Consider the following 26,191-nt stretch of genomic DNA (forward strand, 5'->3'; position numbering starts at 1 on the left):
CCGGCTACCTGCTCCGCCGCACCGGCCAGTCGGTGGTGGTGCTGGCGGGGGTGAGCGTGATCGTGTTCGCCCTGGTCCACCTGGTCCCGGGCGACCCGGTCCGGCTCGCGCTGGGCACCCGGTTCGACCAGGACACCTACGACGCGCTGCGCGCCCGGGCCGGCCTGGACCAGCCGCTGGTCGAGCAGTTCGCCGGCTGGTCCGGCCGCGCGCTCACCGGTGACCTGGGGGTGAGCTTCCGCAGCGGGGACACGGTGACCTCGCTGATCGCCGAGCGGCTGCCGGCGACGCTGACCCTGGCGTTCGCCTCGATCCTGGTCGCGCTGCTGATCGCCGTCCCGCTGGGGACGCTGTCGGCGCTGCACCCCCGGTCGGTCGTCGACCGGATCGCCACGGTGCTCAGCCAGATCGGCATCTCGGTGCCGGACTTCTGGATGGCCATCGTGCTCATCCTGGTCTTCGCCGGGACGCTGGGCTGGCTGCCCTCGGGCGGCTACGTCCCGCTCAGCGAGGACCCGCTGGGCTGGCTGGAGCGGCTGGTGATGCCGGCGCTGGTCGTGGGGGTGGTCTCCGGCTCGGTCATCACCCGCTTCGTGCGCTCCAGCGTGCTGGAGGCCCTGGGCGCCGACCACGTCCGGACGGCGCAGGCCAAGGGGCTGCCCACCCGGCAGGTCTTCGGCTGGCACGTGCTGCGCAACGCGCTGCTCCCGCTGGTCACCGTCACCGGCGTCCAGCTGGCCTACCTGCTCTCCGGCGTGGTCGTGGTGGAGATCGTCTTCTCCTGGCCGGGCCTGGGGCAGCTGGCGCTGCAGGCGGTGCAGGCCCGCGACTACCCGGTGCTGCAGGGCGCGATCCTGCTGTTCGCGCTGGTGTTCCTCGTGATCAACCTGGTGGTGGACCTGCTCTACACCGCGATCGACCCGCGGATCCGCCGATGAGCACGCAGTCGGCTCCCCTCACCCTGCGCCCGGCCCGCCCGCGGTGGCGGGAGACGCTGGGCCTGCTCGCCCGCAACCCGACCGCGGCGATCGCGGCGACGGTGCTGCTGCTCATCGTGCTCATGGCGGTCTTCGACGAGACCCTGGCGCCCAGCGGGGCCAACGAGATCGACGTCGCCGACCGCCTCCAGCCGCCCAGCCCCGAGCACCCGTTCGGCACCGACGACCTGGGCCGGGACATCCTCAGCCGGGTGATCCTGGGGGCCGCGGTGTCCCTGCGGGTCGGGTTCCTCGCGGTGGCGATCGCATTGCTGGTCGGCAGCGTCATCGGGCTGCTGGCCGGCTTCTACGGCCGGTGGGTGGACGACGTCCTGATGCGGTTCATGGACGTGCTGTTCGCGTTCCCCGCGGTGCTGCTGGCGATCGCGGTGCTCGCCGTCCGCGGCCCGGGGTCGGGGAACACGGCGCTGGCCATCGGGATCGTCTACGTGCCGATCTTCGCCCGGGTCACCCGCGCCAGCGTGCTCGGCGTCCGGGAGGAGGTGTACGTGCGGGCCTCGCGGTCGGTGGGCGCGTCGGACTTCCGGCTGCTCACCCGGCACGTGCTGCCCAACGCCGCGCCGCCGATCATCGTGCAGACCTCGATCAGCCTGGCCTTCGCCGTCCTGGCCGAGGCGGCGCTGTCCTTCCTGGGTCTGGGCACCCAGCCGCCCAACCCCTCGTGGGGGCTGATGCTGGCCGAGGGGCGCGGCTTCATCGACATCGCGTGGTGGCTGGCCTTCTTCCCGGGCATGGCCATCTTCGTGACGGTGCTGTGCTTCAACCTGCTCGGCGACGGGCTGCGCGACGTCCTGGACCCGCGGCAGCGCACGCTCATGGCGGGAGGGGGGCGGTGAGCGACTCTGCCGTCTGGCCGGCTCCGCCGGGCGGGAGCGAACCAGTGCAGCCGGTGACCGCGCCGGTGCTGGAGGTCGAGGACCTGCGCGTGGACCTGCGGACGCCGCGCGGGACGGCGCACGTGGTCAACGGGCTCAGGTACACGGTCGGGGCGGGCGAGACCGTCGCCGTGGTGGGGGAGTCGGGCAGCGGCAAGAGCGTCTCGGTGCTGGCCCTGCTCGGGCTGCTGCCGCCGCGGGTCGCCACGGTCACCGGGCGGGCGCTGCTGCACGGGGAGGACCTGCTCACCATGCGGCCCGAGCGGCTCCGCGAGGTGCGCGGCCCGGGGGTGGGCATGGTGTTCCAGGACCCGATGACCTCGCTCAACCCCGTGCTGACCGTCGGCCGGCAGCTGGTGGAGGGGATCCGCGCCCACGGCGAGGTGTCCAGGACTGCCGCCCGCGACCGGGCCGCGGAGCTGCTGGCCGAGGTGGGGCTCCCCGATCCGCGCGGCGCGCTGGACCGCTATCCGCACGAGCTCTCCGGCGGCATGCGGCAGCGGGTGGTCATCGCGATCGCACTGTCGAACAACCCGTCGCTGCTCATCGCCGACGAGGCCACCACCGCCCTCGACGTCACCGTGCAGGCGCAGATCCTCGACCTGGTCGAGAAGCTGCAGGCCGAGCACGGCACCGGCGTCGTGTGGATCACCCACGACCTCGGCGTCGTCGCGGGGATCGCCGACCGGGTGCTGGTCATGTACGGCGGCCGCTGCGTGGAGGACGGCACGGTGGACGACGTCCTCGAGCGCCCCGCCCACCCCTACACGCGCGGCCTGCTCGGCGCGCTGCCCGACCTCACGACGGCGGACGGCGGTGAGCTGGCCACCGTGCCCGGGGTGCCGCCCGCGCCGACCGACCTGCCGCCCGGCTGCGTGTTCTGGCCGCGCTGCCCGGTGCGCGCGGACCCGCGGTGCGAGACCGAGCAGCCACCCCTCACCCTCGTCGGTGGGGGCAGGAACGGCCATGTCCGCCGTCCTGGGAGCCAGCGGTCGGTGTCCGGGGGACTGCCGCACCGGGCGGCGACGTGGTGCGAGGAGGGTCCCGTTGTCTGACGTGCTGGTCTCCGCGCGGGGACTGGAGGTGCACTTCCCGATCCGCTCCGGCGGCGCGCTGCGGCGTCCCACCGGGGTGCTGCGGGCGGTCGACGGGGTGGACCTCGACGTCTACCGCGGCGAGACGCTGGGGCTGGTGGGGGAGTCCGGCTGCGGGAAGTCCACCCTCGGCAACGCGCTGCTCCGGCTGGTGCCGCCCACCGGGGGGACGGTCACCTTCGACGGCACGGACGTGACCGCGCTGGGCAAGCGCGGGCTGCGCGACCTGCGCCGCCGGGCCGGGATGGTGTTCCAGGACCCGTTCGCCTCGCTCGACCCCCGCCGGACGGTCGCGCAGACGGTGGCCGAGCCGCTGGAGGTGCACGGCCTGCACGGCGGCCGGCGGGAACGGGCGCAGCGGGTGGCCGAGCTGCTGGAGCTGGTGGGCCTGGACCCCGCCGTCGCCGGCCGCTACCCGCACGAGTTCTCCGGCGGGCAGCGGCAGCGCGTCGGCATCGCCCGCGCCCTGGCCGGGGAGCCGGACTTCCTCGTGTGCGACGAGGCGATCGCCTCCCTCGACGTCAGCGTGCAGGCGCAGGTGCTCAACCTGCTGCGCCGGCTGCAGCGGCAGCTGGGGCTGACCCTGCTGTTCATCTCGCACGACCTGTCCGCCGTCCGGCACGTCTCCGACCGCATCGCGGTGATGTACCTCGGCCGGATCGTCGAGGTGGGGCCGGCGTCGGCGGTCGGTGCCGACCCGCAGATGCCCTACACGCAGGCGCTGCTGTCCGCCGTCCCGGTGCCGCACCCCGAGCTGGAGCGCTCCCGGAAGCGGATCGTGCTGCGCGGCGACGTCCCCTCACCGGCGAACGTGCCCAGCGGCTGCCGGTTCCGCACCCGCTGCCCGTACGCGTTCGAGCCGTGCCCCGACGTCGACCCCGCGCTCCAGCCCGTCGGCGCGGCCGGGCAGTTGGCCGCCTGCCACCTGCACGGCGTGGTCGGGACGCCGGTCGAGCGCGAGGAGGTCGCGGCCGCGGCCGAGTGAGCGGTGGTCGTCCGGCAGCGTCCCTGGTAGGACTGCCGCGTGCAGACGGCGGAACTGCGCAACCGGTTCGCCTCCAGCCCGGTGGCCCGCCTGGCCACCGTGCGGCCGGACGGCGCCCCGCACCTGGTCCCCGTCGTGTTCGCCCTGGTCGACGGGGTCGTCTACTCGGCCGTCGACGCCAAGCGGAAGCGCTCGCCGCGGCTGCAGCGCCTGGCCAACGTGCGGGCCGAGCCGCGCTGCGCCCTGCTGGTCGACCACTACGAGGACGACTGGTCGCGGCTGTGGTGGGTCCGGGCGGACGGTACGGCCGAGGTCGTCGACGAGCCCGCCGCCGCCCACCCTGGGCTGGCCGCGCTGGCCGACCGACACCCGCAGTACCGCGAGGAGCCCCCGGCCGGGCCGCTCCTCGTCGTCACCGTCCAGCGGTGGAGTGGCTGGTCGGGCACGTCCTGACAGGAGGAGTCCAGCGTGGAGATCGGCATCGGCATCCCGAACAGCGTCCGCGGCACCACGGGCACCCAGCTCCTCGAGTGGGGGAGGCGAGCCGAGGCGGCGGGGTTCTCCACGCTGGCCTCGATCGGTGCGGTCTCCTATCCCAGCTACGAGGAGCTGACCGTGTTCGCCGCCGTGGGGGCGGTGACCGAGCGGATCCGGTTCCTCCCCAACGTGCTCATCGCGCCGGCGCGCAGCACCGCGGAGCTGGCCAAGCAGGCGGCCACCGTGCAGGAGCTCACGGGAGGACGGCTGACCCTGGGCCTGGGGGTGGGCTGGCGGGCGGCCGACTACACGCTCACCGGCCGCGACTTCGCCGGGCGCGGACGCCTGTTCGACCAGCAGTTGGCCGACCTGCGCCGGGCGTGGGCGGGGGAGCCGATCGCGGAGGGCACCCGGTCGGCGACCCCGGAGACCGGGCACGCCGGGGTGCCGCTGCTCATCGGCGGCAACACCGACGCCGCGGTCCGTCGGGCGGTCCGGCACGGCATCGGCTGGACGGCGGGCGGGCTGCCGCCGGAGGCGACCGCACCGTTCGTCGAGAAGGTGCGCGCGGCGTGGCGGGACGCCGGCCGAGAGGGTTCCCCCCGGATCGTGGCGCTCAACTACTTCTCCCTCGGCGACACCGAGGAGCAGTCCCGCGCCTACCTCCTGGACTACTACCAGCCGATGGGCGGGGAGACCGCCGCGTTCATCGCCGGGAGCGCGCACCGGTCGCCGCAGGCGATCAAGGACGTCATCACCGCGTTCGCCGAGGTCGGGATCGACGAGCTGATCCTCGACCCGACCGTGCCCGACCCGGCGCAGGTCGACCTGCTCGCCGAGGTGGCCCTCTGAGCGGGCTCTCCCCGTCCGGGTGCCTCACCCGGTGTCGATCATGGGGTTGTTGCCCTGGACACTCCGGTGGACGGCGTGTCGTGATGCAACAACTCCATGATCATCGGGGAGAGGGGGCGCCCGCCCCGGCGCGTGCTCGCGGGTGGGCGGCGGGGAGGTGTGCCAGGCTGGCGCGATGGCAGTCGCGGAGCAGAGGAGCGGCGGGCGCACCGAGGCCGTCCGGTCCTACAAGGGGCACGGGGTGCACGCCGCCCCGGGGGTGCACGAGTACGCCGTGGAACTGGTGCGGCAGGCGCTGCCGGACGGCGGACGCATCCTCGAGGTCGGCTCGGGGTGCGGCGCGCTGGCGCTGCGGCTGCGCGACGCGGGCTTCGACGTCGTCCCGACCGACCTGGACCCGCCGCACGACTGGATCGCCCGGCTCGACCTGGACGCCCCCGAGTGGACCGACGAGACCCGCGGCCCGTTCGACATGGTGCTCTGCGTCGAGACGCTCGAGCACGTGGAGAACCCGCGACAGGTGCTGCGCCAGATCAGGTCACTGCTGCGGGCCGGCGACCGGCTGCTGGTCAGCACGCCGAACATCACCCACCCGCACTCGCGGCTGAAGAACTTCCTGGTGGGCTCGCCGTACATCTTCGGGCCGGAGTTCTACCACTCGCCCGGGCACATCACGATCCTCCCGGACTGGATGCTCACCGAGCACGTCCGTCTCGCCGGGTTCGACCGGATCGAGGTGACCAACGCCGGCGACACCTTCTACAGCGGGCTGACCCGCCTGGCGTACCGGGTCGAGATGGCGGTGCTCCGGCTGTTCGGCCTGCGGGCGCGGGCCGCGCGAGGGGACGGCGTCTGCACGTTCGTCACCGCCGTCGCCGCCTGACACCGTCCGAGGTCGCCGCCTGCCCCTCCCGGCGGTCTCTCCCCGGCCGCTCCGGGCGTTGATCATGGGGTTGTTGCGCCGCGACACGCCGGGCGGCGGCGTGTCCCGCGGCAACGAGCCCATGATCAACACGACGTGGGGCTGCGTCGGGCGGGGTCAGGCGACGGGGACGGCGGCGGTCGCGGGCCCGGCGACCCGGGGCGGCCGGACCCGCGAGCGGCGCAGCGCCCACTCGACCACGGCCAGGTTGACCAGCCAGCCTGCCAGCATCATCAGCACCCGCGGGGTCCCGCTCGGCGGGCCGACCAGCAGCGCCCACGGCAGGTGGGTGAGGACCTGGGTGCCCGCCCCGAGGCCGATCGCGTAGCCGCGGGCCATCCAGGCGCGGTGGCCGGCGACGTCCCGGCGGCGGATCGCGGCGACGCCCAGGACGAGGCAGCCGGCCATCGCCGCCCCGAAGATGAGCCGCATCGGCGTGAGCAGCACGTCGTCGGCCGGCGGTCGCTCGTAGAACAGGGCCATCCACGCGCCCGACAGCGCCGCCGCCAGCCCGCACGGGACCAGCACCCGCCCGGCGACGCGGTGCCACCGCGGCCGGCGCCGGCGGAGGGCGGGGGCGAACTGCAGCGCCCCCAGCAGGCAGTAGACGGTCGCGCCGACGACGTGCACGAGGAGAGGGGCCGGCGAGGCGAGGAACCGGGCGTTGTCCGCCGTCGCCTCGGCCCCACCGGTGATCTCGCCGACCCGGGCGGCGCCGGCCAGCACCGGGACGGCGCTGAGCAGCAGCAGCGCCGCGGGGGTCGGCCACTGGCGGGAGGAGCTCACGGCGGGTCCCTTCGTTCGCGGTGTACGGCGTACACCGACTGGCGAGGACCATAGGTGTACGGTGTACACGCGTCAAGACCCTGGAGGACGTCGATGCCGCCCGAGGCCCGCCGCCGGGAACCCCTCAACCGGGACCGCGTGCTGCACGCCGCGGTCGCCCTGGCCGACGAGGTGGGCCTCGCCGCGGTGAGCATGCGCCGGCTGGCCCAGCAGCTCGGCGTCGTCCCGATGGCGCTCTACAAGCACGTCGCGGACAAGGAGGAGCTGCTCGACGGCATGGTCGACGTCGTCCTCGGGGAGATCGCGCCGCCGGACCCGGCGCTGGACTGGAAGGGCGCCGTCCGGCAGCGGGTCCTCGCCGCCCGCCGCACGGTGCTGCGGCACCCGTGGGCGCGGCAGGCGATCGAGTCGCGCACCCACCGGACGCCGGTCGTGCTGGGCCACATGGACGCCGTGGCGGGGGAGTTCCTCGCCGGTGGCCTGTCGGCGGACCTGACCCACCACGTGATGCACGCCCTGGGCAACCGCATCTGGGGGTTCAGCCCCGAGCTGTTCGAGGAGCCGCAGGACCCGGACGGGCCCGGCCCCGCCCCGGAGGAGCTGGCGGCGATGGCGCAGCGCTACCCGCACATCCTGGCGATCGCCACGGCCGCGACCGGAGGCGACCTGTCCGCCGTCGGCGGGGGCTGCGACGAGCAGTTCGAGTTCGAGTTCGCCCTCGACCTGCTGCTGGACGGCGCCGAACGGCTGCAGCGGGGCGGTTGGAGCTCCCGGGAGCGCTGACCGCCGGGGTCGGCGGCATTGCCCCGGTCGGCCGGGCCGGGGAGGGTCGGCGCATGGACATCACCGAGGTGATCCTCGAGCAGCACCACGAGCAGCGGCGCGCGTTCGCGCTGCTGGACGAGATGCCCCGCGGCGACACCGCGGCACTGGGCGCGGTGTGGGCCCGGCTCGGGGTGCTGCTGGAGGTGCACGCCGAGGCGGAGGAGCGGTTCTTCTACCCGCGGCTGCTCCGGCTCGGGAAGGGCAACCCCGACGGCGACGTCGACGACGAGGTCGAGGACGCGATCAAGGACCACAACGAGATCCGCGACGCCGTCCGCAAGGCCGGCGAGCACGAGGTGGGCACCGAGGAGTGGTGGACGGCGGTCTGGGAGGCCCGCAAGGCCAACGACGACCACATGGGCGAGGAGGAGCGGGAGGACCTGCTCGACTTCCGGCGGCACGCCGACCTGCAGACCCGCCACGACATCGCGGTGCAGTTCCTCACCTTCGAGGCGCAGCACTACGCGGGCATCCCGATCCGCGACAAGGACCCCGAGCGGTACATCGACGAGAACCGCTGAGCGCGTCGGGTTAGCCTCGACGGCGCCAGGAGGGCTCGCCTAGTGGCCGATGGCGGCGGTCTTGAAAACCGCTATGGGGTCAAACCCATCGTGGGTTCGAATCCCACGCCCTCCGCTCCCGAGGGCTCACCCTCGATCCACGTCCGGGGGGCCGGTGACCGCCGGCGCTCACGCCGCGGCCGGCTGAGGTTCTCTGCGGGCGGAGACCAGGACGCCGACGGCGAAGGCCAGCACGAGCAGCTGGAACGCCGGCACGGCCAGCGTCTGGAAGGCGCTCTGCAGGCCGCTGTAGGCGACGTCGACCCCGACCACGACCGAGACGAGCCCGGCCAGCAGGGCCAGCCAGCCGGTCCAGGCCACCAGGGCGCGGGTGGTCAGGATCGTCGCGCCGGACAGCAGCAGGGCCACGCCCAGCGTCACGCGGAAGTAGCTCTGCAGCCCCCACTCGGTCCAGCGCACCACCTCGGCGTCCCCGAGGCGGACGGCGCGCTCTGGTCCGTCGGCGGCGACCCAGGCGTCCACGGCCTGCTTCAGCGTCACCCCGTCGACGGCCTGCAGCACGGCCCACACCGCGACCGTGGCCACCGTCGTCCCGGCGGCGAAGGTCGACAGTCGCCGGGCCTGCGGGCGCAGCACCTGGTGCAGGACGATGAGCCCGCCGAGGGCCGCCAGCACGCCGACGAACTGGGCGAAGTGGACCCACTCCCACGCGGCGCTCGCCGCGTACCTGGCGAAGACGTCCTCGTGGACGTCCTCGTTCCCCCCGGGGTGGAACAGCACGGTGACGACGGTGGTGAAGAGGAACCCGCCCACGAGCAGCGCACCGCTGGAGCGCAGGAGCTGCCGGTTGCCCAGGGTGTCCGGTGCCGACGTCATGGCCACCTCTTCCGCCGAACGGCGGGCCGCCGGGGGATCGTATCGGCGGGACGCCGCGCCGCGGGGGCGTTCCCGCGCCGCCTGCCTGCCGGCCCGTGCCGGTCGTCGGGCGGGTCGGGACCGCGGCACTCGGGTCCTCCCGGCGCACCGGACTAGCGTGGCGCCGTGGCCACCGCTCCGCTCCGCCCACCCTGGTTCGGCAACCGGGGCGTGCAACTCCTCGCGGCAGTCGCGCTCGCGTACAGCCTGGTCCAGCTCGTGCTGCACGTGGTGGACGCGGAGTGGGGCGAGGCCTTCCTCAGCTTCGCCTGGAGCGTGCTGTTCGGCTACGTGCTGCTGGAGTCCCTGCGCTTCCGCCGGCAGCAGGACGCCGACGAGCCGGCCGAGCCGGGCGACTGACCCGTCCGCTCAGGAGCCCAGGTTCGTCAGCTCGTTCACGCACAGGACGACGAACAGCAGCCCGGCCCCGGCGAGCAGCGTGTTCGACAGCCAGCCGTTGCGCCACCGCTCCGGCGTCCGCCGGCTGTTGAGCAGCCACAGCAGGGTCAGCGCCAGGAACGGCATGAAGAACGCGCCCAGCGCGCCGTATGCGACGACCAGGGCGAACGGCTGGCCCAGGAAGAGCAGCAGCATCGGCGGGAAGGTCAGCCACAGCAGGTACCCGCGGTAGGGCCAGCTGCGCTCGGCCGGCCCCTCCGCCAGCTGCCCCGACGCCCGCTTCGACGTCCGGACGAAGTCGGTGAACAGCAGGCTGACGCCCTGCCAGACGCCGAGCAGCGAGGAGAACGACGTCGCGAAGAAACCGACCAGGAACAGCGTGCCGACGACGTCGCCGAACCGGTCGCGCAGGATCTCGTCGAGGTCGAGCAGGCCGCGGTCGCCCTCGGTGAGCGCGATCCCGCTCGCGTGGAGCAGCTCCGCGCCGACGATCAGCATCGCCACCACGAAGACGCCGGTGGTGATGTAGGCGACCCGGTTGTCCAGCCGCATGACCTTCATCCACGAGGCGTCCCGCCAGCCCTTGGCGTTGACCCAGTAGCCGTAGGCGGCCATCGTGATCGTCCCGCCGACGCCGCCCACCAGGCCCAGCGTGTAGACCGCCGAGCCCTCCGGCAGCCGGGGGACCAGGCCGCTGACCGCCGCGCCGACGTCCGGGACGACGAGGACGGCCAGCCCCACGACCACGACGAACATGACCCCGATGAGGACGGTCATCGCCTTCTCGAAGAGGCGGTAGTTGCCGAACCAGACGAAGGCCAGCCCGACCAGGCCGCAGATGATCCCCCACCCGGGGATGCCCAGCGCCGGGAACAGCGCGGCCAGCGGCAGGGCGGACGACGTCATCGCGGTGGCGCCGTAGACGTAGCCCCAGACCACCACGTAGACGACGAAGTAGACCGACGTCCACGCGCCGAGCGACCGCCAGCCGGCGAAGATCGTCGACCCGGTGGCCAGGTGCCAGCGCCCGGTCGCCTCGGCCAGCGCGATCTTCACGACGACGCCGAGGACCACCGCCCACATGAGCACGTAGCCGAACCGCGAGCCGGCGATGAGGGTGGCGACGAGGTCCCCGGCCCCCACGCCGGTCGCGGCGACGACGATGCCGGGACCGACGACGCTCCACCGTCGGGTCCGCTGCTGCTGCGCCTCGGGGGAGGCGGGTACGTCCTGGCTGAGGCGCTCGTTCTCCGGCACGGCTGGGCCTCCAGGGTGTCGACGGCCACCCCTCAGTGCAGCGGAGGGCGGGCCGGGCGGCAACCGCAGGTCAGGCCCGGATCAGCAGCTCACCCCCGTCGGCGGCGAAGTCGCGGCGCATCTCGCGCAGGATGTCCAGCCCGTCGGCGTCCGCGGCCCGCACGCCCCGCAGGTCGAGCACCACGCGGGCGTGCCCGCTGCCGCGCAACCCGTCAGCGGTCCCGCGCAGGAGGTCGGCGCCCAGCGAGGTGAGCGTCCCGCTGGCCCGGATCAGCCCGGCCCGCCGGTCGACGACCTCGGTGAGGGAGGGCGCGCTCATGCGACCGCCGCCGGCTCGACCGCCATCACGTGCCACAGGCCGGTGCGGCGCAGCAGGTCCTCGGTGCGCCGGTTGGCCCCGCGCAGCACCACCGCCCCGCCGCGGGCCCGGCAGGTGCGGTGCGCCCACAGGAAGCTCGCGACCGCGGGGCTGGACAGGTGCGTCACGTCGGAGAGGTCGACCACCACGCGCCGCGCGCCGGCCAGCAGCGCGTCGTGCAGCAGCCAGCGGACGTCGGCCAGCCCGTCGGCGAGCAGGGCGTCGTCGAGGTGGATGGTCACCACGTCCGTTCGTGCGTCGACGTCCGGACGGGGGAGAGCTCTCGCCGGGGCCAGGGTCATGTGCAGTCCTCCTCCGTGCAGTGGGCGCGATCCTGCGTGCGCCTCCTGACAGAGTCGTGGGAGGAGATTGCGATCCCGCCGGGAGTTGGTTTGCGATCCGGTGACGACCGGCCGAACCCCGGGTGGCCGGTGGCAGCATGGCCCGAGTGGCACCGCGACTCCTGGTCGTCGAGGACGACGACCCGATCCGCACTGCCCTGCGCTGGGCGCTGGAGGACGAGGGCTACGACGTCGCGGAGGCCGTGAGCGGGGAGGAGGCGGTCGCGGTCGTGGCGACCGCCGCGCCGGACCTCATGGTGGTCGACCTGATGCTCGGCCCGATGGACGGCTTCGAGGTCATCCGCGAGGTCCGCCGCGACCACGACCTGCCGATCATCGTCGTCAGCGCCCGCGCCGACACCCTCGACATCGTCGCCGCGCTGGAGGCCGGCGCCGACGACTACGTGACCAAGCCGTTCCAGGTCAAGGAGATCACCGCGCGGCTGCGCGCCCTGCGCCGCCGGGCGGGGAGCGGCAGCGCCCACGACAACGCCTCCCCGCCCGAGGTCGTCCTCGACCGGCACCCGGCCGCGCCGCTGGTGCTGCGCGAGATGCGGGGGACGGTGCACCGCGGGGACGAGCAGGTGCCGCTCACCCTCACCGAGTTCCGGTTGCTGTGCGAGCTCGCCAGCGCGCCCGGCCGGGTGTTCAGCCGGCAGGCGCTGCTGGAGCGGGTGTGGTCGCACGGCTTCTTCGGCGACGAGCGGATCGTCGACGTCCACATCCGGCGGTTGCGCACCAAGGTCGAGCTCGACCCCGGCGCCCCGCGGATCGTGGTCACCGTCCGGGGGCTGGGGTACCGGCTGGACCCGCAGTGAGCGGACAGGGACGCGAGCACCGCAGCGAGCGCCAGCGAGCGAGGAGCGGAGCGCCCCGCGGAAGCGAACCGAGGGCACGGTGAGGCGACCCCTCGGGGGGCGGGGGCTGCGGGCGCGGATCGTGCTGGGCTTCGCCGCCGGCGCGCTGCTCGTCTCGGCCGTGCTCGTGACGACGACCTGGCTGCTGGCCCGCGGATACCTGATCGACCAGCGGGAGCGGTCCCTGACCCGGCAGGCCCTCGCCGACGCCAACGTGCTCAGCAGCCGGCTGGCCACCGCGGGCACCGACGTCGGCGAGGCGGTGGCCGAGCTGGTGCCCTCGGGCGGCGCCGACGTCGTCGTCCGCAGCGAGGACGCCTGGTACTCGTCCAGCCTGGACGTCGGTGCGCGCGACGTCCCGGCCGAGCTGCGCGCCATCGTCGCGGACGGGTCCGCGGGCACCGTCCGCGTGGACACCGCGTCCGGCCCGGCCCTGCTGGTGGGCGCCCCCGTCCCGGCCGCCGGGGTGGAGTTCTACGAGCTCTCGCCGCTGACCGAGCTGCAGCAGGTGCTGCGCACGCTGGCCGCCGTCCTGGGGGCTGGGGCCCTCGCCGCCACCGCCGCGGGCGCGGCGTTCGGCGTGTGGGCCAGCCGGCGGGCGGTCGCGCCGCTGGAGCAGGTCGCCGCCGCCGCGACCCGGATCGCCGGCGGGGAGCTGGCCACCCGGCTGCCGCCGACCGACGACCCCGACCTGGTGGCGATCGTGGCCAGCTTCAACAGCATGGTCGACGCGCTGGCCGCGCGGATCGAGCGGGACGCCCGGTTCGTCGCCGACGTCAGCCACGAGCTGCGCAGCCCGCTGACCGGCGTCGTGACGGCGGTGGAGGTGCTCGCCGCCCGCCGGTCGGAGCTCTCGCCGCGGGCCGAGCAGGCGCTGGCGCTGGTCGAGGGCGAGCTGGCCCGGTTCCGGCAGATGCTCGACGACCTGCTGGAGCTGGCCCGGCTCGACGGCGCCCCGCCCTGCGAGCGGTCCGCGCCGGTGTCGATGACCACCCTGGTCCGCGAGGTGCTGGCCGCGAGCGGGCGGGACGCGGGCCTGCTGGCCGCCGATCCCGACGAGGAGACGACCGTGGTCGGGGACAAGACCGGCCTGGAGCGGGCCGTGCGCAACCTGCTGGACAACGCCGACCGGCACGCCGGGGGCCCGTGCGCGGTGTACGTGCGCCGGTGCGAGGACACCGTGGTGGTGAGCGTGGACGACGCCGGGCCCGGCGTGCCGCCGGAGGAGCGCGAGCGGGTGTTCGAGCGGTTCGCGCGGGGACCGCGGGCGGCCCGCCGCTCGCTGCCCGGCGCCGGCCTCGGGCTGGCCATCGTCGCCGAGACCGCCGCCCGGCACGGGGGCGCCGCCTGGTGCAGCACCGCGCCCGAGGGCGGGGCGAGGTTCAGCCTGTCGGTGCCCGGGGGCTCGCGGTGAAAGTCCGGTGCGGGCTGGTCGCCGGCGCGCTGGTCGCCGTCCTGGCCGGGTGCGGCGTCCCGACCGGCGGGCCGGTGGAGACCATCCCGGAGTCCGAGGTCCCGCGGGGGCTGTCCTCGCCGAGCCCGACCGCGACGGCGCCGGCCGAGCCCGAGCCGATGGCCGAGGCGTCGCGGATCCACCTCGTGGCCCGCGACGACACCCTCGTCCCGCGGCCGCGGGAGGTGACCGGCCCGTCACTGCGGGACCGGCTCGGCGACCTGCTCGGGGAGCTCGCCGCCGGGCCGACGGCCGACGAGCGCGAGCTGGAGCTGTCGACCGCCCTGCCCCCGGACGTCCGGCTGGCCGTCACCGACGTCGCGGAGGGCACCGCCACCATCGACCTGACCGGCCCGGTGGACGCGCCGACCGGGCTGGCCGGTCGGCGCGCGGTGGCCCAGGTGGTGCTGTCGGCCACCACCGTGCCGGGCGTGGACGCGGTCGTGCTCACCATCGACGGGGAGCGGGTCGAGGCGCCGCTGCCGTCCGGGGAGCTCACCGCGGCGCCGCTGTCGGCCGACGACTACGCCGCGCTGCTCTCCCCGGCCGCACCGCCGTCCTGACGGCCGCCCCCGGCCTCACGCCTCCCGCCCCAGCTACTCCCGACCGACTTCCCGTTGATCATGGGCTTGTTGCCGGCCGCTGCGGCGTGTCCGCCCGTGTCGCCGGCAACAACCCCATGATCAACGGGGCGGAGGGTCGGCGGAGGGGCGAGGGAGGTGCGGGAGGGGCGGGCGGGGGCCGAAGGGTGGCGCGGGCGGAGGGGTGTGGCGCTCAGGTCAGCAGCCGGCGGGCCACCGCGGCCAGCGTGCGGGCACGCAGCCGGCCGTCGGCCAGGCCCAGCGCCACCACGTCGTCGAACACCCGCTGGTCGGCGCCGGCCGCGCGGACGGCGGCGTCCATCACCGCGGGCCAGCGGCTCAGCGAGGACGCCACCGCGGACGACCGCAGGTGCGCGGCCAGCCTGCGGTCCAGCAGCGCCCGGTGCCGCGCACCCGCGCCCGGCCCGGCCGCGGCCGCGATGCCGGCGAGTGCCCCGGACAGCACTGCGTAGAAGATCCCCTCGCCGGTCAGCGGGTTGACCAGACCGGCCGCGTCGCCGGCGAGCAGCACCCGGCCGTCGGGCAGCCGCGGCCGGCCGGTCGACAGCGGCAGCCGGTGCGCCCGCAGCGGCCCCGGGGCCACGCCGGGCAGCAGCCGGTGCAGCCCGTCGACCAGCGCGGCCCGGGTGGCCCCGCCGGAGACCAGCTCGCCGTAGCCGACGTTGGCCCGCCCGTCGCCGAGCGGGAACGACCACGCGTAGGCCGGCCACCGCTGCTCGGTGGTGACCAGCAGCAGGGTGCCGGCCTGGCCCGGCAGCTCCGGGGCGTAGCCGCGGATCGCCACGGCCAGCCGGTCGGGCCGGTGGGTGCGCAGCCCCAGCGCCCGGCGGACGACGGACTCCGCGCCGTCCGCCCCGACCACCACCGACGCGCGGATGGCCCCGTCGACGGTGACGCCGTCGGGGTCGGGCCGCAGGGTCCGGACGACGTGCCGCCGGAACGCCGCCCCGCGGGCGCGGGCCTCCGCGAGCAGCCGCCCGTCGAGCACCGCGCGCGGGACCACGTGCGACGGGCGGGCCGGCGCCCGGTCCGCCGTCGCGCCGCCCGGCGAGCTCAGCGCCAGCCGCGGCACCGGCGGGGACCCGGCGACCAGGCGCGCGGGGTCGACGCCCAGCGCGGCGAGGACGTCGAGCGCCTCGGGGGCGACGCCGTCGCCGCAGACCTTGTCGCGCGGGAACTCGGCCCGATCCACGACCAGCACCGACGCGCCGGTGCGCAGGGCGGCCAGCGCGGCCGCCGAGCCGGCCGGGCCACCGCCGACCACGACGACGTCCCAGCGCTCCACGAGCGCCGACGCTAGGGGGTCGGCGCGCCGAGGGCCCGGCGTGCGGTCACGTCGGCGGTGTCACGGCGGGGTCGGCGTCCACTTCCGGGCGGGGTGCTCGTAGCCGGCGACGAACGCCAGCAGGCCCTCGGCGTCGGTCACCACGCCCAGCGCGTCGAGCCGGCGGCCGTCGAGGTAGCCGTCGTCCACCATGCGGCGCAGCTGGGTCAGCAGCGGCTGCCAGAACCCGTCGACGTCCACCAGGACGGTGGGCTTGGCGTGCAGCCCGAGCATCCCCCAGGTCCAGGCCTCGAACAGCTCCTCGAGGGTGCCGGCCGCACCGGGCAGGGCGACGAAGGCGTCGGCGAGCTCGGCCATCCGCGCCTTGCGCTCGTGCATCGAGCCGACGACCTCCAGCTCCGGCAGGCCGGGGTGGGCGAGCTCGTCGTCGACCAGGTGCTGGGGGATGACGCCGACCACCTCGCCACCGGCGGCCAGCGCGGCGTCGGCGACGACGCCCATCAGGCCGACGTGCCCGCCGCCGTAGACGATGCCGACACCGGCCCGGGCCAGGCCCGCGGCGAGGTCGGCGGCGGCCTGCTGGTGGGAGGACGGCCCGCTCTGGGACCCGGTGAAGACGGCGACGCGCACGCCCTCGAGCCTGTCACGCACGCGGGAGCGGAGTGGCAGGGGCGCGTTTTCCGCGCCCTGCCACTCCGCTCGGGGTTCACTGGGGGCGTGTTCTCCTCCACCGACGGCTGGGTGACGTGCTCGTTCGGCCACCGGCACTGGGGACTGCTCGGTGCGGCCGGGCTGCTCGTGCACCGCGACGGCGCCGAGGGCACCGAGCTGCTGCTGCAGCACCGGGCCACCTGGTCGCACCACGGCGGGACGTGGGGGACGCCCGGCGGCGCGCTGCACGCCGGCGAGACGCCGCAGCACGGCGCGCTGCGAGAGGTCCGCGAGGAGCTGGGCCTCCTGCCGGACGACCTCGAGCTCGGCGCCTCCTCGGTCGACGACCACGGCGGCTGGTCGTACACGACGGTGCTGGCCCGGCCGCTGCGCCGCATCGAGCCGGCCGACCTGCGGCTGGACGGCGAGAGCGACGGGGTGGCCTGGATCGCGCTGGCCGACCTCGCCTCGGTGCCCCTGCACCCGGGCTTCGAGGCGTCCCTCACCCGGCTGCACGACCTGCTGTTCTGACCCCACTCCCCGTCGGTTTCCGGGGAAACCGACGGCTCAGGCGCGGGCGACCGTCACCGTCAGCGCGCGGTGGTCGCCGACCGGGAGCACCTGCGACCCGCCGTGCCGGGCCCGCAGGCCGTCGCCGAGCGCCAGCACGTGGTCCAGCTGGACCCGCGGCCGGACGGCGGGGAAGCTCGGCGCCCGCACCAGCGGAGCGGCCCGGACCAGCCGCGCGGGCACGGTGCCGGGCAGGTTGAGGTCGCCGGCCAGCACCACCGGGCCGGGCAGCCCGGCCACCCACCGGCGCAGCCGCAGCAGCTGCCGGACGGCGGTGTGCGGCGCGAACGACAGGTGCGTGGTGACGACGGTGAGGTGCGCCAGCCGCGCGGCCAGCGCGATCCGCGGCTCGTCGGGGACCCACCGCCGCCGGCCCTCACGGTCGCGCACCGGCAGCCGGGCCCGGCCGGTCCCCAGCCCCAGCACCGACCACTCCACCACCGGCAGCCGGCTGAGCAGCGCGATCCCGTAGACCGGCCCGGCGCCGTCCGGGTGCGGCCCGCGCACCGCGGGGTCGGCCGGCGTCCAGCTGCGGAACGGGTCGGGCGTGCCGGTGAGGGTGACGGCGCTCCGCCAGTGCGCCGCGCCGAGCCCCTCGGCCAGGACGGCGGCCTGGTCGGTGCGGTGCGAGCGCGGCTGGCCGGCGTCGACCTCCTGCACGGCGAGCACGTCGACGTCGAGCCCGCCGGCTGCCGCGCGGAGCTCGGCCGGGGAGAGGACCGCTCCGGTGACGCCGCGCCCCGAGGCGATGTTCGCGGTGCCGATCCGCACGGCGGGCGGCTCGGGCACGAGTCGACGCTACCCGCAGGTCCCGCGCTCGAGGTGCCGCTGCGTGCGGTCGCGCTTACCGTGAGCGCCGTCCCGTCGCGCCACGGAGGAGGCGGCCATCTCCCGCAGACCGCGTCACCTGACCGCCGCGGGAGTGCGCCTGGGCCGCACGGGCGCGCGGCACCTGCGCCACCGCGACGGCGGCCGCGGCTCGCTGGCGCTGCTCCTCCTCGCCGGGTTCCTCTGCGCGGCGGCCCTGGTCATGATCGCGGTCGCGCCGTCCCCGGCGGGCTCTGCCGGGAGCGGCACGCTCGGCGGCTCCGAGGACCCCACCGACGTCCCCCGGGCGGGCGTCGGCACCGCGGCCCGTGCTCCGGAGACCTCGGCCGCGGCGCCGGATTCGACCTCGGCCGGTGCGCGACGGTCGGCGGAGGGTGACGTCGCGGCCGAGGTCGCGGCGGTGCCGGGTGCGCCGACCGTCGCTGGGGTCCCGCCCGTGCCGGGGAGTCCCGGGGCCGCGGCGTCCGCCGGCGGGGACGCGACGGTGGCGGCCGGTGCGCCCGCGCCGCAGCGCACGTCGGCGGGCGGGTCGTCCTCCGGCGGGTCGGCCTCCGGGGGGTCGGCCTCCGAGGGGTCGTCCTCCGGTGGGTCGTCCGGCGGGACCGCCTCCGGGGGGTCGTCCGGGGGCTCCGGCTCCGAGGGGTCCGGCTCCGCGCCGGCGAGCCGGCCCGAGCGGGACCGGGGTGGGAGCACGACCGGGAGCGGGCCGTCGGGTGCCGGCGGCTCGACCGGCGGGTCCGGTGGCGGCGGGTCGACCGGCGGCTCCGGTGGCGGGTCGACCGGCGGGTCGACCGGCGGCTCGGGGAGCACGCCCGGCGGCAACGCGGGGAGCCCTGCCGAGGACGGTGGCTGCCTGTGCGAGGACGTCGGCGACCTGCTCGACGGCGTCACCGACGGCGCGGGCGGGGTCGTCGGCGACGTGACCGAAGGTGCGGGTGACGTGGTCGGCGGCCTGCTGCCGTGACCTGGAGCGCACTCCGCCGGTAGGGGGTGTCCTCAGCGTGACCAAACCGTTACTTTGAGGTCCACGTCGTCACCGATCCGAGGAGCCCGCCCTGTCCGTTCGCCCTCGCCACCGCGCAGCCGACAGCGGTCGCGGATCCCGTGCGCGGGTACGGCTCGTGCTGGTGTTCCTCGTCGGGTTCGTCGGTGCCGCCGCCGTCCTCGTGGTGAGCCAGGACGCCGGCGGGGCCACCGCGGCGTCCGGGAGCGGGTCCGCTCGCATCCGGAGTGCGGCCGACGGCATCGGGACGGCGGTCCGCGCCAGCAGCACCCCGACGGACCCCGCAGGTGCCGAGGGCACCGCGCAGGCCGAGCCCGGCACGGCTCCGGGGGCCGGCTCGACGCCCGACGCCGGCCCGACGCCCGACGCCGGCGAGGACGCCCCGGCGGCCGCTCCGGGCAGCACGTCGGCCGCTCCGGGCACCCTGCCGCAGACGGCCGTGCCCGCGACGTCGCCCGGCGCGACGTCCGCGCCTCGCACCGCCGCCGGGACCCCCGCCCCTCGCACCGCCGGCGGGACCGGCACCGCGCCGACGACGCCCGCGCCGCAGGTCGACCGGAGGACGCCCACCCCGGCCGCCGCGCCGTCCACGGCCGCGCCGTCCACCGCCGCGCCGTCCGACCGCGAGGCGGCCCCGTCCGCGCCGAGCGCGACCGCGGAGTCCCGGGCCCCCCGCGAGCGCGACCACGAGCACCGGCGCGACCGGGACCGCTCTGCTGACGAGGAGCGAGAGGGAGGCCGCGGCCTCACCGGCGCCCCCGCCGCCCCCGAGACCGAGGTGCTCGACGCCGTCGTCCCCTGAGTGACCGGCGCAGCGGGCCACTAGGTTCGAGCGCATGACCGCCCGCGACGACGTCTCCGAGATCTTCGACAGCGCGGCGTGGCAGCCGGTGGAGGGCTTCGACTTCGCCGACATCACCTACCACCGCGCCGTCGACGCGGGCGTGGTGCGCATCGCGTTCGACCGGCCGGAGGTGCGCAACGCCTTCCGCCCGCAGACCGTCGACGAGCTGATCACCGCGCTGGAGCACGCCCGGCTGTCGACCGACGTCGGTTGCGTCCTCCTCACCGGCAACGGCCCCAGCCCGAAGGACGGCGGCTGGGCGTTCTGCTCCGGCGGCGACCAGCGCGTGCGCGGCCGGTACGGCTACGAGCACGACAAGGGACGCAGCAGCGGCCGGCTGCACGTGCTCGAGGCGCAGCGGCTGATCCGCTTCATGCCCAAGGTGGTCGTCTGCGTCGTCCCCGGCTGGGCGGCCGGCGGCGGGCACAGCCTGCACGTCGTCTCCGACCTGACCCTCGCCTCCGCCGAGCACGCCCGGTTCAAGCAGACCGACGCCGACGTCGGCAGCTTCGACGGCGGCTTCGGCTCGGCCTACCTCGCCCGCCAGGTGGGGCAGAAGTTCGCCCGCGAGATCTTCTTCCTCGGCGACGAGTACTCCGCCGAGGACGCGCACCGCATGGGCATGGTCAACCGGGTCGTGCCGCACGCCGAGCTGGAGACCACCGCGCTGGACTGGGGACGCCGGATCGTGGCCAAGAGCCCCACCGCGCAGCGGATGCTCAAGTACTCGTTCAACCTGATCGACGACGGGCTGGTCGGCCAGCAGCTGTTCGCCGGCGAGACCACCCGGCTGGCCTACATGGCCGAGGAGGCCGTCGAGGGTCGCGACGCGTTCCTGGAGAAGCGCGACCCCGACTTCTCCCGTTTCCCATGGCACGTGTGAGAAAGGACCCCGTCCTCCCCACCCTTCGCAGGCTCAGGGTGGGACCCGGGACGGGGCCACGGATCGAGATCCACGAGGAGGACAGGATGATCGTCGAGGTGGTGGGCGGCACCGACGAGGTGCCCGAGGTGAAGGTCGTGGACGTCGACGACCTGACGCGGCTGCACCTGGCCCTCGGGGCGGTGACCGACGAGGAGGCCGACAGCGCGCTGCGGGAGGCGGGGCTCGGCCGGTTGCAGGACGCCGAGACCGGGTTCCTCGACGTCGCCGCGCTGCGGGCCGCCGCGGAGCCGCAGGCCGGCGCCGACGACTGGGCGCGGCAGTGGGACGGGATGGTCGAGTACGCCCGCGGCAAAGGCTGGCTGACCGACGACGGGGCGAGCATGCAGGTCCTCGTGGAGAGCGCCGCCGGCGCCTGACGTCCACACGATCGGGTGGCGGCCGTCCCGATCGCGCTGCCCGATTGGGTTGAGTCCCTAAAGAAACTTCGGGTGGTTTTGGGGTGCGGTCATTGTGGTGACTCCAGTCAACGGCCACGATGACGCGGTGAGGTCCACCTTTGTCCGGGCGTCGGCGTGACGGGAACGCCGGGTCGCCCCCTGAGCGCCGAGCTCTCCGACCAGCTGCTCTCGGTGGCAGTCGACATCCTCGCGGAGGAGGGTTGGGGGCGGCTCAACAGCGATCGTGTCGCCGCGCGTGCCCGGGCCGGGAAGGCCGGGATCTACCGGCGGTGGCCGACGATGGCCGCGATGGCCCGCTCGGCGGTCGGCAGGTTCACGCTGGTGCGCGTCCCGCCGGACACGGGTTCCCTCCGGGACGACCTCGCCGCGCTGGTGGACCGCTGGCGCCGTCCCCTCGACCGTGAGGAGCGGGCCACCGCCAGCCTGGTCGGCGCCGCACGGCACGACGAGGACCTGCGCGCGGGCCTCGACGCCGCCCTGGTGCAGCCGCTGGCCGCGGCGGTCGCAGAGATCGGCGCCCGCCAGGCCGACCGCGCGCAGGAGGTGCCCGAGGCACGGCTGGCGCTGCTCGGCTCGGTGCTCGAGGCCTTCTGGTGGCAGCGGCTCACCGCGGCCAACGGCGTCCTGACGCAGGAGCAGTTGCGGCACGTCGTCGACGAGGTGCTGCTGCCGATCCTCCAGCCGGCCCGCGAGGGCGCCGCCGTCTAGCCGGCGCGGCGCCGGTCAGCCGGTGCGGCGCAGGCCGGACAGGACGTGGTCGGCCACCGTGCACGCGACCTCGGCGCCCAGCTCCGGGTCGCCGGTGGCGGCGTCCTGCTTCCGGCGCTGCTCGCAGATGAGCGTCCGGACGGCGGCCAGCCAGACCGCCGCGGTCACCGAGGCCGCCGTCCGGGGGTCGCTCGGGACCGACGGCGCGGAGCCGTCCTCGGCCCACGCCTCCACCAGGGCGTCGGTCAGCAGGGCGATCGAGCGGTGGTGCAGTTCACGCTCGTACGCCGACAGGGTCGGCGAGGCCTCGACGGTGGCGATGTACTCACGGCCGGCCGGCGTGACCAGCCGGCGGACCTGCAGGGCCACCCGTGAGGTGAGGTACTCGTGCAGCGCGTCCAGCGGGGTCACCCCCGCGGGACGGCAGCGCACGGCCTCCGCCGGCCCGTCGACCCACGGCGTGCGGCCGTCGAAGAAGAGGTCCTCCTTGCCGGAGAAGTGGTTGAACACCGTCTGGACGGCGACGTCCGCGGCGGCGGCGACGTCGGCGGTGGTGACCGCCTCGAAGCCCCGCTCGGCGAACAGCCGTCGCGCGGTGTCCCGGATCAGTGCCCGGGTCTGCGCCTTCTTCCGCGCCCTCCGGTCACCGAGATGACTCACCGTGTCAGGATAACAACGCAGCGTAGAAGCGGCGCGGTGCGCGGCTCACGCGCCCGTCCCCGTCCCGGTGCGGTCGGCCAGCACGGTGCGGGCCCACGTCTCGACCAGCACGGGCAGGTCGATGACGTCGAGGTCGGCGGCGACGTCGGCGATCGTGGTGCGCCACGCCGGGGGCGGGGCCGCGTGGACGCCGGCGGGTGCCGGCTGGCCGAGCCGGGCGGCCAGGCCGGCCAGTCGCGGCGCGCTCCCGTCGGCGTGCTGCACCGCGTAGGCGTCGTCGGCGAGGGCGACCGCGGTCGCCGCCCGCGGGTCGGCGGCTGCCTCCTCACGCAGCCCGCGCAGCGTCTCCTCGAACAGCCGGGCGCAGGCCGCGGTGGGGGAGGCGTCGTCCCCGGGAGCCGGTGCCAGCACCGACCCGCAGCCGGGACAGCGGACGGTGGCGGGCACCGCGGCGGGCGGCGGGGGAGGCGTCGCAGGCCGGGGGGAGGACACCCGCCGATCGTGCCGCACCGGGCGGTTCCCGGCAGGACCGCGTGGGCAACAGGCTGGTCATGGGGACGGTGCGGGTCGGTCTGGTCGGAGCCGGGGGCGTGGGGGCGCGGCACGCCCGCACGCTGGCGGGGTTCCCCGACGTCGAGTTCGTCGGCGTCACCGACGTCGTCCCCGGAGCCGCCGCGGCGCTCGCGGGGGGCCTCGGCGTCCCGGTCGTCGACGACGTCCCGACCCTGCTGCGGCAAGACCTCGACGGGATCTGGCTGTGCGTGCCGCCGTTCGCCCACGGGGAGCTGGAGCTGACCGCCGTCCGTGCCGGGATCCCGTTCCTCGTCGAGAAGCCCCTGGCCACCGGGCTGGCGGTGGCCGAGGAGGTGGCCGCCGCGGTCGCCGCCGCCGGGCTGCCCACCGCGACCGGCTACCACTGGCGGCACCTGGACACGGTGGCCGCGGCCCGCGCCGTGTGCGCCGCCCACCGGCCGCGGCTGGTCGACGCCACGTGGCTGGACAAGGTGCCGCCGCCGGCGTGGTGGGCCCGGGCGGAGTCCTCCGGCGGGCAGGTGGTCGAGCAGCTGACCCACGTGCTCGACCTGGCCCGGCTGCTGGCCGGGGAGGTCGTCGAGGTGCGGGCGGCCGCGGCGCCGTCCAGCGCCGCCGGACGGGACGTCGACGACGCGACCGCCGCGCTGCTCACCTTCGCCTCGGGCGCGGTGGGCACCGTGACCGCCGCCTGCTCGCTGCCGGCCAAGGTCCGCGCCGGCCTGGACGTCGTCTGCGACGGGGCGGCCGTCGAGCTCACCGAGACCGCGCTGACCGTCACCACGGCCGCCGGCACCGAGCGCACCGAGCCGGCCGTCGACGCGCGCACCGCCGTGGACCGCGCCTTCGTCGACCTGCTCGCCGGCGCGGCGCCGTCGGCGGAGCTCGTCGACTACGCCGAGGCGCTGCGCACCCACCGGGTGGCGGTGGCGATCGCCGACTCCGCGCGCAGCGGCGGCGCCGTGCGGGTGACCGGGGTCTAGCTCCGGCCGACGACGGCGTCCTGCCCGGCCGGCGGGATGCGCGGTGCGGGCATCGTCGAGCGCGCCCGCCGCAGCGCCTCGGCGTAGAGCCGCTCGTAGCCGGCGGCCATCACCGCCGGGGCGAACCGCCGGCGGGCCTCCGCGGCGCAGACCTCCGGGTCGATCTCGTCGAGCCGGCCCAGCGCGGCGGTGAAGCCCTCCTCGTCGGTGGCGAGGAACCCGGTGCGGCCCTCCTCCACCAGCGAGGGCAGGCAGCCGCGGGCCATCGCGACGACCGGGGTGCCGGCGGCCAGCGCCTCGCAGACCGCGGTGCCGCCGGGCTCCTCCCACCGGATCGGGAACAGCACGGCGCGGGAGGTGCGCAACAGGTCGGCCTTCTGCTCCCCGCCCACGCTGCCGATCCAGCGCGCGGCGACGCCGTCCAGGTGCGGGTCGACGTGCTCGAGGAACCAGGCCACGTCGGGGTGCGCGCGGGCCGGGTGGCCGGGGGTGGCCAGGGCCGCGGCCAGCGCGTTCCGGTCGGGCAGCCCGCCGACCGGACCGGCGAGCACCAGCGGCACCCCCGCCGCCCGGCAGGCCCGCAGCGCGGTGTCGATCCCCTTGGACTCGCACAGCCGGGCGAGCACCAGCACCGAGTCGGTCCGCTCCGCGCGGGGCACCGGGGGGACGTCGTCCACCGGGACGGCGAGCGGCACCGCGCCCAGGACCTGCCCCCGCAGCCGCTCCGGCGCCCGCGCCACCTGACTGTCGGAGACGCCGGCGAAGAAGACCCGGCCGCGGCCGTCGAAGCCCGCGTAGAACTCGGCGTTGCGGTGCAGGTCCCAGTGCAGGGTGGCCAGCACCGGGGGAGCGGCGTCGCCCAGGCTGCCCAGCAGCGCCGGGCCGACCACCTCGACGTGGGTGTGCACCAGGTCGAAGGGCTCGCCGGCGAGCGCGTGCTCGGCGATCGTCGCCTGCACCACGTGCTCGTGGGCGTGCGCCGTCCCCACCACCTGCGGGTACGGCCCGCCCAGCAGCTCGAACCGGCCGCTCGGGAAGGCACTGACCAGCCCGTCCACCGGCAGCGTCGAGTCACCGACCGAGGCCAGGACGACGGTGTGCCCGCGGGCGCGCAGCTCGGCGGTCAGCGTGGCGACGACGTTCTCCAGGCCCCCGTAACCCGGCGGCGGCACGGGCAGCCAGGGCCCGGCGTCCATGAGGATCTTCATGCGCCCGGCTCCGCGCTGCCGTCCGTGGCCCGCACCGACCGCATCGGTGGCCGCTCGAGGACGCCGACGTCCCAGCTGACCCCCTCGAGGCCGTCCGCGGTGCGCATGAACTGCAGCAGGTCCCGGCTGGGCCGCCCGGCGCCGGGCCGCCGCGCGAAGGCCGTCTGCAGGATCTGCCCGGCCATCCGGCCCAGCGCGGCGTCGGCCTGGTGGGTGTGCTGTCGGGTGCCGAGGTCGACCTGGGCCAGGGCGTCGAGGCCGGCCAGCCGGACGAGGTCGACCAGCAGGCCGAACTCCACGCCGTAGCCGGAGACGAACGGCACCTCCTCCAGCAGCGCCCGGCGGCCGGCGTACTCGCCGGAGAGCGGTTGCACGAAGCCGGACAGCTCGGGCCAGAACGCGTTGAGCAGCGGCCTGGCGACCAGCTCGGTGACCCGGCCGCCGCCGGAGGGCACGATCCCGTCGGTCGTGGTCAGCGGCCGGTCGTAGAGCGCCTTGACGTAGCCGATGGTGGGGTCGGTGAGCAGCGGGCCGAGCAGGCCCACGACGAACCGCGGGTCGAAGCCGATGAGGTCGGCGTCGACGAACACCACGAGGTCGCCGGTGGTCGCGTGCAGCGACTTCCACAGCGCCTCGCCCTTGCCCGGGCGGCTGCCGTGGGCGGGCAGGATCGTGTCGACGTGGACGACGCGGGCACCGGCGGCCGCCGCGACCTCCGCCGTCCGGTCGGTGGAGCAGCTGTCGACGACCACGAGCTCGTCCACCAGCGGACATCGCTCGACCAGCGCCTCGCGGATGGCACCGACGATCTGGCCGACGGTGCGTTCCTCGTCGAGGGCGGGCAGCACGACGCTGACCGTCGTCCCCCACTCGTACTTCTCGGCGGCCAGTTCCTCGGCCTGCCAGGTGTCAGCGGTGAAGGTGCGGTGGCGCAGCCAGCGCCGGACGTCAGGGCGCACGCGTCTCCCCTTGTCGGGTGCCGACCTCGTTGTCGGCACGGGACCCCGTCGCGCCAGGATGCCGGGTGATCGGCTTCTCGCACAGGGGGCGGCCGCGCCC

General features: G+C 75.8%; 32 protein-coding genes and 1 tRNA gene. 21 read left to right on the forward strand and 12 right to left on the reverse strand.

The features are described 5' to 3' along the window. Nucleotides 1–8 precede the first annotated feature (8 nt). The 7 genes from ACI789_RS18175 to ACI789_RS18205 all read left to right on the forward strand — a co-directional run bounded on the left by ACI789_RS18175 (nt 9) and on the right by ACI789_RS18205 (nt 6,164). Nucleotides 9–938, forward strand: a complete 930-nt coding sequence (locus ACI789_RS18175) for an ABC transporter permease (RefSeq protein WP_457010849.1) — start codon at nt 9–11, stop codon at nt 936–938. Beyond that, the gene (locus tag ACI789_RS18180; protein WP_457010771.1) at nt 935–1,834 is read left to right on the forward strand and encodes an ABC transporter permease; all 900 of its coding nucleotides are present in this window, start codon (nt 935–937) and stop codon (nt 1,832–1,834) included. Before ACI789_RS18175 ends, ACI789_RS18180 begins: the two co-directional genes overlap by 4 nt. After that, nucleotides 1,831–2,928, forward strand: coding sequence for an ABC transporter ATP-binding protein (locus tag ACI789_RS18185; protein WP_457010772.1), 1,098 nt, complete (start codon nt 1,831–1,833; stop codon nt 2,926–2,928). Before ACI789_RS18180 ends, ACI789_RS18185 begins: the two co-directional genes overlap by 4 nt. Nucleotide 2,929: 1 nt before the next feature. Beyond that, a complete protein-coding gene (locus ACI789_RS18190) occupies nt 2,930–3,952 on the forward strand; it encodes an ABC transporter ATP-binding protein (protein WP_457010850.1) in 1,023 nt (340 codons plus the stop codon). 39 nt (nt 3,953–3,991) lie between these two features. Continuing rightward, the gene (locus ACI789_RS18195) at nt 3,992–4,405 is read left to right on the forward strand and encodes a TIGR03668 family PPOX class F420-dependent oxidoreductase (RefSeq protein ID WP_457010773.1); all 414 of its coding nucleotides are present in this window, start codon (nt 3,992–3,994) and stop codon (nt 4,403–4,405) included. A 15-nt stretch (nt 4,406–4,420) separates the two neighbouring features. After that, a complete protein-coding gene (locus tag ACI789_RS18200; protein ID WP_457010774.1) occupies nt 4,421–5,281 on the forward strand; it encodes an LLM class flavin-dependent oxidoreductase in 861 nt (286 codons plus the stop codon). Nucleotides 5,282–5,456: 175 nt separating this feature from the next. Next, a complete protein-coding gene (locus tag ACI789_RS18205) occupies nt 5,457–6,164 on the forward strand; it encodes a class I SAM-dependent methyltransferase (RefSeq protein WP_457010775.1) in 708 nt (235 codons plus the stop codon). A gap of 156 nt (nt 6,165–6,320) precedes the next feature. Here ACI789_RS18205 and ACI789_RS18210 read toward each other — a convergent pair whose 3' ends face one another. Next, entirely contained in the window at nt 6,321–6,989 is a 669-nt protein-coding gene (locus ACI789_RS18210) for a DUF2306 domain-containing protein (RefSeq protein WP_457010776.1), read from the reverse strand. Nucleotides 6,990–7,082: 93 nt separating this feature from the next. Between ACI789_RS18210 and ACI789_RS18215 the strand changes: the two genes are divergently transcribed. The 3 genes from ACI789_RS18215 to ACI789_RS18225 all read left to right on the forward strand — a co-directional run bounded on the left by ACI789_RS18215 (nt 7,083) and on the right by ACI789_RS18225 (nt 8,450). Further along, nucleotides 7,083–7,772, forward strand: coding sequence for a TetR/AcrR family transcriptional regulator (locus ACI789_RS18215; RefSeq protein ID WP_457010777.1), 690 nt, complete (start codon nt 7,083–7,085; stop codon nt 7,770–7,772). Nucleotides 7,773–7,825: 53 nt separating this feature from the next. Further along, nucleotides 7,826–8,335 (forward strand): hemerythrin domain-containing protein, encoded by a 510-nt coding sequence (locus tag ACI789_RS18220; protein ID WP_457010778.1) that lies wholly within the window; start codon nt 7,826–7,828, stop codon nt 8,333–8,335. A 28-nt stretch (nt 8,336–8,363) separates the two neighbouring features. Beyond that, a tRNA-Ser gene (locus ACI789_RS18225) sits at nt 8,364–8,450 on the forward strand. 53 nt (nt 8,451–8,503) lie between these two features. On the opposite strand, the gene ACI789_RS18230 is transcribed toward ACI789_RS18225, so the two are convergent. Next, nucleotides 8,504–9,211 (reverse strand): hypothetical protein, encoded by a 708-nt coding sequence (locus tag ACI789_RS18230; RefSeq protein WP_457010779.1) that lies wholly within the window; start codon nt 9,209–9,211, stop codon nt 8,504–8,506. A gap of 165 nt (nt 9,212–9,376) precedes the next feature. Between ACI789_RS18230 and ACI789_RS18235 the strand changes: the two genes are divergently transcribed. After that, entirely contained in the window at nt 9,377–9,610 is a 234-nt protein-coding gene (locus ACI789_RS18235) for a hypothetical protein (protein WP_457010780.1), read from the forward strand. A 9-nt stretch (nt 9,611–9,619) separates the two neighbouring features. On the opposite strand, the gene ACI789_RS18240 is transcribed toward ACI789_RS18235, so the two are convergent. The 3 genes from ACI789_RS18240 to ACI789_RS18250 form a co-directional block, all read right to left on the reverse strand. Further along, nucleotides 9,620–10,906, reverse strand: coding sequence for an Nramp family divalent metal transporter (locus ACI789_RS18240; RefSeq protein ID WP_457010781.1), 1,287 nt, complete (start codon nt 10,904–10,906; stop codon nt 9,620–9,622). Between the two features lie 70 nt (nt 10,907–10,976). Then, nucleotides 10,977–11,225, reverse strand: a complete 249-nt coding sequence (locus ACI789_RS18245; RefSeq protein ID WP_457010782.1) for an STAS domain-containing protein — start codon at nt 11,223–11,225, stop codon at nt 10,977–10,979. Further along, complete coding sequence (locus tag ACI789_RS18250) at nt 11,222–11,566, reverse strand: STAS domain-containing protein (RefSeq protein ID WP_457010783.1); 345 nt, start codon at nt 11,564–11,566, stop codon at nt 11,222–11,224. Before ACI789_RS18250 ends, ACI789_RS18245 begins: the two co-directional genes overlap by 4 nt. Nucleotides 11,567–11,703: 137 nt before the next feature. On the opposite strand from ACI789_RS18250, the gene ACI789_RS18255 reads away from it, so the two are divergent. The 3 genes from ACI789_RS18255 (at nt 11,704) to ACI789_RS18265 (ending at nt 14,478) form a co-directional block, all read left to right on the forward strand. Further along, a complete protein-coding gene (locus ACI789_RS18255; RefSeq protein WP_457010784.1) occupies nt 11,704–12,423 on the forward strand; it encodes a response regulator in 720 nt (239 codons plus the stop codon). A gap of 79 nt (nt 12,424–12,502) precedes the next feature. Further along, a complete protein-coding gene (locus ACI789_RS18260) occupies nt 12,503–13,876 on the forward strand; it encodes a sensor histidine kinase (RefSeq protein ID WP_457010785.1) in 1,374 nt (457 codons plus the stop codon). Beyond that, nucleotides 13,873–14,478 carry a GerMN domain-containing protein gene (locus ACI789_RS18265; RefSeq protein ID WP_457010786.1) on the forward strand — a complete coding sequence of 202 codons (606 nt, stop codon included), beginning with the start codon at nt 13,873–13,875 and terminating at the stop codon, nt 14,476–14,478. Before ACI789_RS18260 ends, ACI789_RS18265 begins: the two co-directional genes overlap by 4 nt. A gap of 211 nt (nt 14,479–14,689) precedes the next feature. Here the strand turns inward: ACI789_RS18265 and ACI789_RS18270 are convergent, their stop codons facing one another. Together ACI789_RS18270 and ACI789_RS18275 are read right to left on the reverse strand one after the other, a co-directional pair. After that, the gene (locus ACI789_RS18270; RefSeq protein WP_457010787.1) at nt 14,690–15,802 is read right to left on the reverse strand and encodes an NAD(P)/FAD-dependent oxidoreductase; all 1,113 of its coding nucleotides are present in this window, start codon (nt 15,800–15,802) and stop codon (nt 14,690–14,692) included. A gap of 60 nt (nt 15,803–15,862) precedes the next feature. After that, complete coding sequence (locus ACI789_RS18275; protein WP_457010788.1) at nt 15,863–16,432, reverse strand: LOG family protein; 570 nt, start codon at nt 16,430–16,432, stop codon at nt 15,863–15,865. A gap of 87 nt (nt 16,433–16,519) precedes the next feature. Here ACI789_RS18275 and ACI789_RS18280 point away from each other — a divergent pair, with 87 nt between their 5' ends. Next, a complete protein-coding gene (locus tag ACI789_RS18280) occupies nt 16,520–16,984 on the forward strand; it encodes an NUDIX domain-containing protein (RefSeq protein ID WP_457010789.1) in 465 nt (154 codons plus the stop codon). Between the two features lie 36 nt (nt 16,985–17,020). On the opposite strand, the gene ACI789_RS18285 is transcribed toward ACI789_RS18280, so the two are convergent. Next, a complete protein-coding gene (locus tag ACI789_RS18285) occupies nt 17,021–17,812 on the reverse strand; it encodes an endonuclease/exonuclease/phosphatase family protein (protein WP_457010790.1) in 792 nt (263 codons plus the stop codon). Nucleotides 17,813–17,945: 133 nt separating this feature from the next. Between ACI789_RS18285 and ACI789_RS18290 the strand changes: the two genes are divergently transcribed. From ACI789_RS18290 to ACI789_RS18310, 5 genes are all read left to right on the forward strand, one after another. Next, nucleotides 17,946–18,815 carry a hypothetical protein gene (locus ACI789_RS18290; protein WP_457010791.1) on the forward strand — a complete coding sequence of 290 codons (870 nt, stop codon included), beginning with the start codon at nt 17,946–17,948 and terminating at the stop codon, nt 18,813–18,815. Nucleotides 18,816–18,972: 157 nt separating this feature from the next. Beyond that, nucleotides 18,973–19,656 carry a hypothetical protein gene (locus ACI789_RS18295; protein ID WP_457010792.1) on the forward strand — a complete coding sequence of 228 codons (684 nt, stop codon included), beginning with the start codon at nt 18,973–18,975 and terminating at the stop codon, nt 19,654–19,656. Nucleotides 19,657–19,690: 34 nt separating this feature from the next. Then, a complete protein-coding gene (locus tag ACI789_RS18300; protein WP_457010793.1) occupies nt 19,691–20,581 on the forward strand; it encodes a 1,4-dihydroxy-2-naphthoyl-CoA synthase in 891 nt (296 codons plus the stop codon). Nucleotides 20,582–20,667: 86 nt separating this feature from the next. Continuing rightward, complete coding sequence (locus ACI789_RS18305; protein WP_457010794.1) at nt 20,668–21,000, forward strand: hypothetical protein; 333 nt, start codon at nt 20,668–20,670, stop codon at nt 20,998–21,000. 213 nt (nt 21,001–21,213) lie between these two features. Then, nucleotides 21,214–21,750: a TetR-like C-terminal domain-containing protein gene (locus ACI789_RS18310; protein ID WP_457010795.1), complete on the forward strand. Its 537-nt coding sequence runs from the start codon at nt 21,214–21,216 to the stop codon at nt 21,748–21,750. A 15-nt stretch (nt 21,751–21,765) separates the two neighbouring features. Here ACI789_RS18310 and ACI789_RS18315 read toward each other — a convergent pair whose 3' ends face one another. Continuing rightward, complete coding sequence (locus ACI789_RS18315) at nt 21,766–22,410, reverse strand: TetR/AcrR family transcriptional regulator (protein WP_457010796.1); 645 nt, start codon at nt 22,408–22,410, stop codon at nt 21,766–21,768. A gap of 45 nt (nt 22,411–22,455) precedes the next feature. Next, nucleotides 22,456–22,902 carry a DUF5946 family protein gene (locus tag ACI789_RS18320; protein WP_457010797.1) on the reverse strand — a complete coding sequence of 149 codons (447 nt, stop codon included), beginning with the start codon at nt 22,900–22,902 and terminating at the stop codon, nt 22,456–22,458. Between the two features lie 41 nt (nt 22,903–22,943). Between ACI789_RS18320 and ACI789_RS18325 the strand changes: the two genes are divergently transcribed. Further along, nucleotides 22,944–23,924 (forward strand): Gfo/Idh/MocA family protein, encoded by a 981-nt coding sequence (locus ACI789_RS18325; RefSeq protein WP_457010798.1) that lies wholly within the window; start codon nt 22,944–22,946, stop codon nt 23,922–23,924. Here ACI789_RS18325 and ACI789_RS18330 read toward each other — a convergent pair. Further along, nucleotides 23,921–25,132 carry a glycosyltransferase gene (locus ACI789_RS18330; RefSeq protein ID WP_457010799.1) on the reverse strand — a complete coding sequence of 404 codons (1,212 nt, stop codon included), beginning with the start codon at nt 25,130–25,132 and terminating at the stop codon, nt 23,921–23,923. The genes ACI789_RS18325 and ACI789_RS18330 overlap by 4 nt on opposite strands. Further along, entirely contained in the window at nt 25,129–26,091 is a 963-nt protein-coding gene (locus tag ACI789_RS18335) for a glucosyl-3-phosphoglycerate synthase (protein ID WP_457010800.1), read from the reverse strand. Before ACI789_RS18335 ends, ACI789_RS18330 begins: the two co-directional genes overlap by 4 nt. Between the last annotated feature and the right edge of the window lie 100 nt (nt 26,092–26,191).

This window comes from Geodermatophilus sp. SYSU D00965, from assembly GCF_054050075.1.